The sequence below is a fragment of the Actinomycetota bacterium genome, from assembly GCA_030776725.1.
Taxonomy (GTDB): Bacteria; Actinomycetota; Nitriliruptoria; order Nitriliruptorales; family JAHWKO01; genus JAHWKW01.
In genome coordinates, this window is sequence record JALYHG010000099.1 from 1 (window position 1) to 9,512 (window position 9,512).

The 9,512-nt window shown below is 70.4% G+C and carries 10 protein-coding genes; 5 read left to right on the forward strand and 5 right to left on the reverse strand.

Annotated features, from left to right (window positions below):
- Positions 1 to 888, forward strand: an 888-nt coding sequence (locus tag M3N57_04510; GenBank protein ID MDP9021960.1) for a hypothetical protein, incomplete at its 5' end; no start/stop codon positions are given.
- 41 nt (positions 889 to 929) lie between these two features.
- Here M3N57_04510 and M3N57_04515 read toward each other — a convergent pair.
- Complete coding sequence (locus M3N57_04515; protein ID MDP9021961.1) at positions 930 to 1,835, reverse strand: LLM class F420-dependent oxidoreductase; 906 nt, start codon at positions 1,833 to 1,835, stop codon at positions 930 to 932.
- A gap of 161 nt (positions 1,836 to 1,996) precedes the next feature.
- On the opposite strand from M3N57_04515, the gene M3N57_04520 reads away from it, so the two are divergent.
- Positions 1,997 to 2,854 (forward strand): hypothetical protein, encoded by an 858-nt coding sequence (locus M3N57_04520; protein ID MDP9021962.1) that lies wholly within the window; start codon positions 1,997 to 1,999, stop codon positions 2,852 to 2,854.
- A gap of 101 nt (positions 2,855 to 2,955) precedes the next feature.
- On the opposite strand, the gene M3N57_04525 is transcribed toward M3N57_04520, so the two are convergent.
- On the reverse strand, positions 2,956 to 3,339 hold the full coding sequence (locus tag M3N57_04525; protein ID MDP9021963.1) for a DoxX family protein: 384 nt from the start codon (positions 3,337 to 3,339) through the stop codon (positions 2,956 to 2,958).
- Between the two features lie 166 nt (positions 3,340 to 3,505).
- On the opposite strand from M3N57_04525, the gene M3N57_04530 reads away from it, so the two are divergent.
- On the forward strand, positions 3,506 to 3,835 hold the full coding sequence (locus tag M3N57_04530; GenBank protein ID MDP9021964.1) for a MerR family transcriptional regulator: 330 nt from the start codon (positions 3,506 to 3,508) through the stop codon (positions 3,833 to 3,835).
- 140 nt (positions 3,836 to 3,975) lie between these two features.
- Here M3N57_04530 and M3N57_04535 read toward each other — a convergent pair whose 3' ends face one another.
- A complete protein-coding gene (locus M3N57_04535) occupies positions 3,976 to 4,260 on the reverse strand; it encodes a hypothetical protein (GenBank protein ID MDP9021965.1) in 285 nt (94 codons plus the stop codon).
- A gap of 206 nt (positions 4,261 to 4,466) precedes the next feature.
- On the opposite strand from M3N57_04535, the gene M3N57_04540 reads away from it, so the two are divergent.
- Positions 4,467 to 6,236 (forward strand): SLC13 family permease, encoded by a 1,770-nt coding sequence (locus M3N57_04540; GenBank protein ID MDP9021966.1) that lies wholly within the window; start codon positions 4,467 to 4,469, stop codon positions 6,234 to 6,236.
- Between the two features lie 24 nt (positions 6,237 to 6,260).
- Here M3N57_04540 and M3N57_04545 read toward each other — a convergent pair whose 3' ends face one another.
- On the reverse strand, positions 6,261 to 6,686 hold the full coding sequence (locus M3N57_04545) for a response regulator (protein ID MDP9021967.1): 426 nt from the start codon (positions 6,684 to 6,686) through the stop codon (positions 6,261 to 6,263).
- 220 nt (positions 6,687 to 6,906) lie between these two features.
- The gene (locus M3N57_04550) at positions 6,907 to 8,604 is read right to left on the reverse strand and encodes a bifunctional sulfate adenylyltransferase/adenylylsulfate kinase (protein MDP9021968.1); all 1,698 of its coding nucleotides are present in this window, start codon (positions 8,602 to 8,604) and stop codon (positions 6,907 to 6,909) included.
- A 267-nt stretch (positions 8,605 to 8,871) separates the two neighbouring features.
- On the opposite strand from M3N57_04550, the gene M3N57_04555 reads away from it, so the two are divergent.
- Complete coding sequence (locus M3N57_04555; GenBank protein ID MDP9021969.1) at positions 8,872 to 9,504, forward strand: orotate phosphoribosyltransferase; 633 nt, start codon at positions 8,872 to 8,874, stop codon at positions 9,502 to 9,504.
- The last annotated feature ends 8 nt before the right edge of the window (positions 9,505 to 9,512 follow it).

Sequence of the window (9,512 nt, forward strand, 5' to 3'; positions counted from 1 at the left end):
GGACACCGCACCGTCCTGCTCGATGACGGCAGGTTGCTGGCCGCCGGCGGTATCTCGGCGGAGGGACTCCTGGCGTCGGCCGAACTGTGGGATCCTGCCGCCGGTTCGTGGGAACCCACCGCCGAGATGCGCCATCCCCGCCTCGGTCACACCGCGACCGTCCTGAACGACGGCACGGTCCTGGTCACCGGCGGCACCGGTGAGACTGGCGCGGCGAGCGGCGGCGGCCAGACGGTGCGTCCGACGGGCACCGCCGAGGTCTACGACCCCGCCTCCGCCACGTGGACGTCGATCGGTGACATGCTCGTTGCGCGCTTCGAGCACACGGCGACGCTGCTGCCCGACGGGCGCGTCCTGATCGCCGGGGGGCTCGGCGTCGAGGGCGACGAGGTCCGTGCGGTCGCGTCGGCCGAGCTCTACGACCCCAACACCCGGACGTTCAGCCGCACCGGTCAGATGACACAGCCCAGGACCGACCACGCGGCCGTCCTGCTCGACGACGGGCGTGTCCTGGTCGCGGCCGGAGATGCGGGAACCAGCGCGATCGCGTCCGCGGAGATCTTCGATCCGGCGCGGGGGGCGTTCTCCGAGGCGGCCACGCTGCGGCAAGCACGTCGCGGCCACACCGTGACCGTCCTCAGCGACGGCACCGTCCTCGTGGTGGGCGGGGAGTTCTTCAACCAGGGGACACGGACCTCGCTCGCGTCCGCTGAGCGGTACGACCCCGGCGAGCAGTCGTGGGTCAGCGCGGGGGAGATGAGCTGCCCACGCAGCGAGCACGGGGCGGCCGTGCTCCCAGACGGCTCGGTGCTGGCCGCCGCCGGCGACGCGACGTTCCCCGGGGAGGCGCCGATCGCTCAGAGCTGCGTCGACGCGTACCGGCCGTGACGGACGCCGGGCCAGATCCCCGTTGGCCGGACGGCGACTGGTCAGTCGCGTAGGGGAGCCGCGACCTCCTCGATGAACCGGTCGTAGAGCTCGGCGCGCTGGCGGTCGTCGTCGAGGTGGAAGTCGGGGACGATGAATTCGTCGATCCCGGCGGCGCGGTAGGCGCCCATCATGTCGGTCAGCTCGCTGGCGGTTCCGACGATCGAACGGCTCGTCGGGACGCTGGCCCGCAGACGGTCGACCTCAGCGTGGTCGTCGCGGAGGTAGACGAACGCGTTGGCGCTCCGCTGGATGGTCGACGGGTCGCGTCCGAGGTCCTCACAGTGCCCCTCGAGCACCTCGACCTTGTGGCGCATCACATCCGGGTTGCCCCAGGTGTTCCACGCGTCGGCGTGTTCGGCGGCGATGCGTAACGTCACCTTCTCCCCGCCGCCGCCGACCAGGAGGGGAAGCGGGTCTTGCACGGGCTTGGGCTCCAGCGGGGCGCCGTCGAGCGCGTAGTACCGGCCGGAGAAGTCCGCGCGCTCGGTCGTCGTGAGCAACTTGATCACCTGACACGCCTCGTCGAGCCGCTCGAGCCGCTCACGCGTCGACGGGAACGGGATGCCGTAACGGTCGTGCTCGTTACGCTGCCAGCCCGCCCCGATCCCGAGGGTGAAGCGCCCACCGCAGACCACGTCGACCGTGGCGGCCTGGTTCGCCAGCACCGCAGGATGGCGGTAGGTGTTGCCGCACACGAGCGTGCCCAGCCGGACGCGAGGCACCGCGACAGCCAGCGCCGCGATCGTCGCCCAGCACTCGAGCGTGTCCCCACGCGGGTCGTCTCTGTTGGGCATGAAGTGGTCGGCGAACCACACCCCGTCCCAGCCAGTCTCCTCCGCGCGGCGGGCGAGCGCGAGGACCGACTCCCAGGACTGCATCGGCCCCGGCCACACGCTGAACCGCATCGACCCTCTCCTGTCGTTCGGGTGCCGTTCGGGTGCACGCGATGTCTCGTTCGCGATGTTCCCGCCCCGACCGTATCGACGGCCCGGCTGCGTCCGTCGGTCTCCACAGCACCCGAGGACGGCGCGCGGTCGAGACGACCGCGCGGGGTTACGCTCAACGGGTGACCGGCGACGAACTCGACCGCCTCCTCCGCCTGCTGCGCGAACACCCGGAGCGCCAGACGGAGCTTCGCGAGATGCTCGACGACCCCAACTGGGGCCGGGTGACCCGTTCTCTCGATGCGCTCGCGGCAGCGCAGCTGCGGACCGAGGAGCGGCTGGCGGCGCTGACGGGGCGCGTGGATGCGCTGACGGCCCGCGTGGATGCGTTGGCGGAGCGGGTGGATGCGCTGGCGGCAGCGCAGGTGCGGACCGAGGAGCGCTTGGCGGCGCTGACGGGGCGGGTGGATGCGCTGACGGAGCGGGTGGATGCGCTGGCGGCAGCGCAGCAGCGGACCGAGGAGCGCCTCGAGGCCCTCGGTCGGTACGTGGATCGGCTCGCGAAGATCGTCGAGGGGCTGACCGAGCAGGTATCCGCACTGACCGGACACGTCGACTGGCTGCGTGGTGACGCGATCGAACGCCGCTACCGCGAGCGTCCGCATACCTACCTGTCCACCATCGCTCGCCGTCTGCACACGCTGACCCCCCGGGAACTCGACGACCTTCTCGAGGCCGCTGTAGCCGACGGGATCCTGACCGAGGACGAGACCGACGAGCTCCGCCGGGCCGACGCCGTGCTGCAGGGTCGCCGGCGGGAAGACGGGGCGGAGGTCTACGTGGTCGTGGAGGCGTCGGTGGGCGTGGGCCTGAAGGACGTCGACAGGGCGCGGAGACGGGCCGATCTGCTCGCGCGGACGGGGCGTGATGCGGTCGCCGTGGTCGGCGGGACGTGGGTCGTTCCCGAGGCCCAAGCGGCAGCCAGGGCGTACCGCGTCTGGCAGGTCACCGACGGCAGGGCGGTTGCACCGGCTTCGTGACCTCGGTCACGGCGCGCGCGGTTGTGGGCGCACCTAGCGGGTCACCGGGCCTGGTCTGTCGGCCAGGCCCGGTGGATGTCGTCGTGTGGTCACAACGTCTTTCAGACGGCGTGTGCAGGGGTGCCCGGCCGCCCCGAGTCGTGGCGTTCCGAGCGGTCCTGACCCGCGGGCTGCGGCTGCTGGCGAAGAGCGAGCACCGCGGCACCGACGGCGAGTCCACCGATGATGCCGGCTGCTGCCCACGCACCCGTCAGATCCCAGCCGGCGATCGCGTCGAGCGCGAACGCGTCGGGACCAGTCAGAGCGATGCCGGCTGACACGGCACCCAACACCAGCGGGTACTCGTAGCCGCCTTGCTGGACCCACACGCCGTTGCGGGCGTGCACCACGACGGCGGCGTTGAGCATCACCGCGAGGATCGCCGCGGCGGCCAAGGGGGTCAGCAACCCGACGGCCAGCAGCACACCACCGGCGGTCTCGGCCACGCCGTGCACCCATGAAAGGTTTGTTCCGATGCAGTTAGGAAAGTATCCTCATTAAAGCCAGACTAAGGCTATGGTTGATGACCGATGTCCTGGGCGTGGGCGCCAGCGGACGCTTCTGGCGTCAGCCAGCCAGGCGGAGCGGCTCCGGGGAGCATGAGACCGCTCCATGTGGGCCCGAATGGAGAAGATCGCGATGTCCGAGGCAGGGACCTCCGAGCAGGAGGAATGGGAGAAGGCCCTGGACGCCCCCGACGAGCCGTTGTACACGGTCGGTGTCGTCGCCGATCTCATGGGTGTGGATCCGCAGGTGGTGCGCGGCTACGACAAGCGCGGTCTCGTCGAGCCGGGACGGTCTGCATCGGGCCAGCGCCGCTACTCCCGGGATGACATCGCGCGGCTCGCGCGCGCGATGCGCCTGGCTGATGAGGGGATCCCCGCCGCTGGCATCGAGCGCATCCTCGAACTGGAGGACGAGTTACATCGCCGGGAAGAATAAGCCGGCGATAGCGACGCGGATAGCACCGATAAATAGAGTGTTCGCAGGAACAGGGAACCTGGGTCGCTCGTTATCCGTGACTCGTTAGTTATGGGGGATAGACGTGGCGGGTGCGATATGAGACCCGCCACAGTTGCGGGTCACGAACGGTCGGCCTCGGTTCCTGCCTCGACGACCCTGTCCACGAGTTCCCCTCTGTCGCCGAAGACGACGCTCACCTCGACGACACCGCCGCGGGGAAGCGCCGGTCGCCGCGGGGCCCGACCCTGCTCCACACGTGTGGAGATCGCGGCGTGACACTCGCGGCACAGGCCGACCGCCAACGTCGCCTCACGGTCGCAGCCCAGGCCGGTCGTGCCCGAACCCCAGCACCGGTTGTCAGTGTCGACCTCCGCGAACGTCACCCGGTGCGCGTCGTCGCTCACGGACAGGGCCCTCCTCGAACGTCGTCCGAAACATGCATCATCGCCCGCGCCGCGACGCCGCGCAGCGCGGGACCTACGCCGTTCGGCGGGTCTCGCGGCGGGACCCGCCATCGTGGCGCGGTCGTCCTGTTGGGGCCTGGAGGACACCGGGCTCCGTTGAGCACCCCGGCCGTACACTCCCGCGCGGATCGGGAGGAGCCCCACCGGTGACGTTCGAGGCCGGGTTCACGCTCGCCACGCTGATCGTGACGGTGGGCGTCCTGACCCGGGAGCTGGTGCCACCGGCCGTGGCTGTGCTCAGTGCGGTCGTGGTGCTCCTGTTGGTCGGGGTGGTGGACGCCGCCCAGGCCTTCGCCGGGTTCTCCAACCCCGCGACTTTGACCGTGGCCGCCCTGCTGGTCGTCTCCCGTGCGGCGCAGACGACCGGGACCGTGGAGCGGCTGCTCGGCCACGTGCTCGGAGGGGACCGTTCCGACCGCCGCGTGCTGAGACGGCTCGTCCCTGCGGTGGCTGCGTCATCCGCAGTCATCGCCAACACCCCGATCGTGGCGATGCTCGCGCCGACGCTACGAACCTGGGCGGAGCGTGTCCGCCGGCCTCCGTCGCGTTTCCTGATGCCGCTGTCGTTCGCGGCGATCCTCGGGGGGCTGATCACCACGATCGGCACATCGGTCACCTTGCTGGTGTCCGGCTTGAGCGACGAGGCCGGCGTTGGCGCGTTCGGCCTGTTCGAGATCACCCCGCTGGGCCTGCCGATCGCGGTGGTCGGGAGTGCGGTGCTGGCGTTGCTCGCGCCGCGTGTCCTGCCCGACCGTCGCAGCCCCCACGAGCAGCTGGCCGACCACGGACGTGACTACACCTTCGCGATGCAGGTCGAGCCCGGCGGGGTGTTGGACGGCCGGGACGTGCGCTCGGCAGGCTTGCGGAGCCTCGCTGGGGTCTACCTCGTGAGGATCGAGCGTGACGGCCACGAGATCGCGCCTGTGGCCCCTGACGCGCTGCTGTACGGCGGGGACGTGCTCACCTTCGTGGGCCAGGTCGACCACGTCCGTGACCTGCGCGCGCTGCCGGGTCTGAAGTCCGCCGAGGAGGGCCACGTGGACCTCCTCGACGAGCACGACCACCGGCTGTTCGAAGTGGTGGTCGGCGCCGCCTCGCGCGCTGCTGGCCGCACCCCCAAGGAGATCAGTTTCCGCGGGCGGTACGGCGCGGCCATCGTCGCCATCCACCGGGCGGGTGCACCGGTCCGGGGAAAGCTCGGCGAGGTCCGCATCCGACCCGGCGACGCGCTGCTGCTCCTGGCCGATCGCGACTTCGCCGACCGCTGGAGCGACCGGCGAGACTTCCTGCTGATCGTCCCCGTCGACGCGGAGCCGCCGAAAGTCGATCGGCGCGCGTGGTTCGTGCTGATCGTGCTCGCCGCCATGGTGGTCGTCGCAGCCAGCGGCGCGGTGCCTCTGTTGCACGCGGCGCTCGCCGCGGTCGTGGCGCTCCTGGTCACGCGGGTCTTGAGCGTCCCCGAGGCCCGCCAGGCTCTCGACCTGGATCTTCTCCTTCTGATCGCGGGCGCGATCGGCCTCGGCGGGGCGGTCCAGGCCTCAGGGCTGGCCGGTTGGGCCGCGGAGGCGGTGACGGGGGTGGCCACCGCGTCGGGGCCGGTCGCGGCGCTGGTCGCCGTGCTGATCGCGACGCTCATCTTGACCGAGCTGGTGACCAACGCGGCCGCCGCGGCGCTGATGGTCCCGGTTGCCTTGGGGGTGGCCGCCCGCATCGGTTCCGATCCGCAGGCGTTCGCCGTGGTGGTGGCCGTCGGTGCCTCGGCGTCGTTCCTGACCCCGATCGGGTACCAGACCAACACCATGGTGCATGGGCTCGGTGGGTACCGCTTCGGTGACTACTGGCGACTGGGGCTCCCGCTCACCGCCGTCGTGATCGTCACCACCGTGCTGATCACCCCCCTGGTCTGGGATCTTTGAGGCCGCAGCTCGGCGGCGCGCCCATCACCTGGTCGGCTCGTCGATGACCATCCTGGATGCTGCGTCACTGACGGCCAGAGCCGCGCGGGCCTGGGTGACGCGATCGACCTCGCGCATCAGGTGGTCGATGTCGAACGGCTTGGTGACGTAGGAGTCGGCGCCGGTGCGCCATCCGTCCCAGACGTGGTCGTCGGTGACGAGGGCGGACAGGAACACGATCGCGACGTGATCGTAGGCGGGATCGGACCGGATCGTGCGAGCGACGGTCGCTCCGTCCATCGCCGGCATCATGATGTCGAGGACGACCAGGTCGGGTTCCCTCGTGCGGACCAGGTCCAGTGCCGACTGGCCATCGCAGGCGACGTCGACGGCGTAGCCCTCCATCTCCAGGGTGAGGCGGACGAGGCTGCGGATACTCGGGTCATCGTCAACGACGATGGCGCGTCCCACTCGTGTGCTCCTGGTCGTGGCTGGCAGCGTCTGGTTCCGTTGCCGTGGCGACCCGTACCGCCAGGTTCGCCCGTCGGTTCGCCCGTTCTGTCACTAGTTACATCGGCGGATGCCGGCGGTGGCTGAAGGTTCGAGATGACCATCGCGTGTCCGGGCCACTTCCCTGGAACTGCACAGAGCTCGATCACGACCCGCCCGCAGCCGGGGCCTCCGGCGGCTCTCAGGCCGGCGCTCCGTAGTATCCCTCGTGCTCGAGCTGCAGCAGGATGGCGTTGGCCCCTTCCTCCGGTGACAGCTCGGTGGTGTCGATGACGACTTCGGCGTCGTCGGGTTCCTCGTAGGGGTCGTCGATCCCGGTGAAGCCGGTGATCAACCCGGCGCGGGCCTTGGCGTACAGGCCCTTGCGGTCACGGCTCTCGGCCACCTCGAGCGGGGTGGCGACGTGCACCAGCACGAACCCGCCCCCCGTGGATTCGACCATGGCGCGGACCTGCTTGCGGGTCGCATCGTAGGGAGCGATCGGAGCGCAGATCGCGATCCCGCCGTTCTTGGTGATCTCCGCGGCGACGAACCCGATCCTGCGGACGTTGATGTCGCGGTGCTCCTTGGAGAACCCCAGCTCCGACGACAGGTGGGTGCGGACGATGTCGCCGTCCAGGAGGGTGACGGGCCGCCCACCCAGCTCCAGCAGCTTGGTCAGGAGCACGTTGGCGATGGTGGACTTGCCCGCCCCCGACAGCCCGGTGAGGAACACGGTGAAGCCTTGTTCGTTCCGCGGCGGGTAGGTGCGGCGCAGTTCCGCGGCCACTTCCGGGAACGTGAACCACTCGGGCAGCTCGAGGCCCTTGTTCAGACGTTCCCGTAGCTGCGTGCCCGAGATCGACAGCGTCCGCGTCCCCTCGGGCACCTCATCGACCGGGGCGTACTCGCCGAGTTCCTCGACGTAGACGAGCATGCGGAAGGGAACCATCTCGACGCCGAGCTCGTCCTGGTGGCGGCGCAGCAGCTCCTGCGCCTCGTACGGGCCGTAGAAGGGCTGCCCTGACTGATCGGTGCCTGGCCCGGCGTGGTCGCGTCCCACGATCAAGTGTGTGCAGCCGTGGTTCTTCCGGATGATGGCGTGCCAGACCGCCTCTCGCGGCCCGCCCATCCGCATCGCCAGGGGCAGCAGCGACAGCGCCACCGTGTGTGGCGGGTACTTGTCCAGCACCGCTTGGTAGACCCGCACCCGGGTGTAGTGGTCGACGTCGCCAGGCTTGGTCATCCCGACGACAGGGTGGATCAGCAGGTTGGCTTCGACCTCCGCCGCGGCGCGGCGGGTCAGCTCCACGTGGGCGCGGTGCATGGGATTGCGGGTCTGGAACGCCACCACCCGCCGCCAGCCCTGATCGGTGAACAGCCGGCGAAGTTGTGCGGGTGTGCGGCGAAGGTGGCGGTAGTCGTAGTGCACCGGCAGCTGCACCGCCTCCACGGTCCCGCCGACGTAGTAGGGATGACTGCGTGACAGCAGGTGGGCGACCCCCGGGTGGGTCGGGTCCGTGGTGGCGAACACCGCCTCGGCCTCGGCCTCGCGATCAGGCTCCCAGACCTCGGCCACGTTCAGCGCGCCGAGCAGCACACCCTCGGGGTCGCGGAGTGCCAGCGGTGTCCCTGGCTCGATCGTGCGGGCGACGTCTCCGGGGATGTCGAGGGTGACGGGGATCGGCCACAGCACGCCCGGGCGCCCGTCGACGCGCTCGGCGAGCCGCATCGAGGCACACACCGACTCGTAGTCGGCCCGGGTCAGGAACCCGGTCAGCGGCGAGAACCCTCCGGTGGCCAGCAGCTCGAAGTCGCACAGCTGCCGGTCCGTCAGATCCCAGCTGGGCCAGTCCCGCGACTGCTTCTTGAGGTCGGCGGCCCGGTCGGCGTCCACCATCAGATCGACGAGCTTCCCGCCGTGCGGTGCGATCAGATGGTCGGTCACTGCTGTCCCCCCGAAGCGAGCCCGGCGGCACCGTACCCGCGACGTCCGTCTGTCTTCGACCGGTGCCTCGGCGAGCGGCCTGGCGGCGGCCGCTAGCCTCGCTGGTGCGCGAAGCCTCCCGACATCCGCGGATCGCGCGGGCGGCGGGGTTGGCTGCCTGCTCGATCAGCGATCTTCGAGAGGCTCGAAGATGGAAGACGCGGCGGGTCCCGCACCGGCATGGTGACTCCGTCCGCGCCGGGCGAGGCCGAGCCGTCCGCCTCCGAACTTCCTGACCTGCGCCAACGGTTGCTCGAAGTGGTCCGCGAGCGCGGTTACCGACGTCTCCCGGAGCCGATCCGACTGTCGTCGGGCCAGCTCAGCCACCGCTTCGTCGACGTCAAGGAAGCCCTGTCGAAGGGCCGCGACCTGGCGTTGGCGTGCCGGGCCCTCATCGCGATCGCCGCTGCCGAGGGCATCCCGTTCGACGCCGTCGGTGGGCTCACGCTCGGAGCCGATCCGTTCGCCTACGGCGTCGCGATCCTGTCCGACACGGAATGGTTCGTCGTCCGTAAGGAACGCAAGGGTCGTGGCACGAACAAGCTGATCGAGGGGGCGGTGCTGACAGAGGAGCACCGCGTCGTCCTCGTGGAGGACGTGGTCAGCCTCGGCGGTTCGATCCAGCAGGCGTACCGGAGCGTCCGCGCAACCGGCGCCGACGTGGTCCTGGCGTCTGCTCTGCTGGATCGTGGCGACGCGGCGTCCTCGTTCTTCCAGCGGGAGGGTGTGCTGTACCGTCCGGTGCTGACGTACGACGATCTCGGTATCGAGCCTGTGCGCCAAGGGCCCGGCGGTCCGGCGGTCGCCGGCTGACAGCAGTG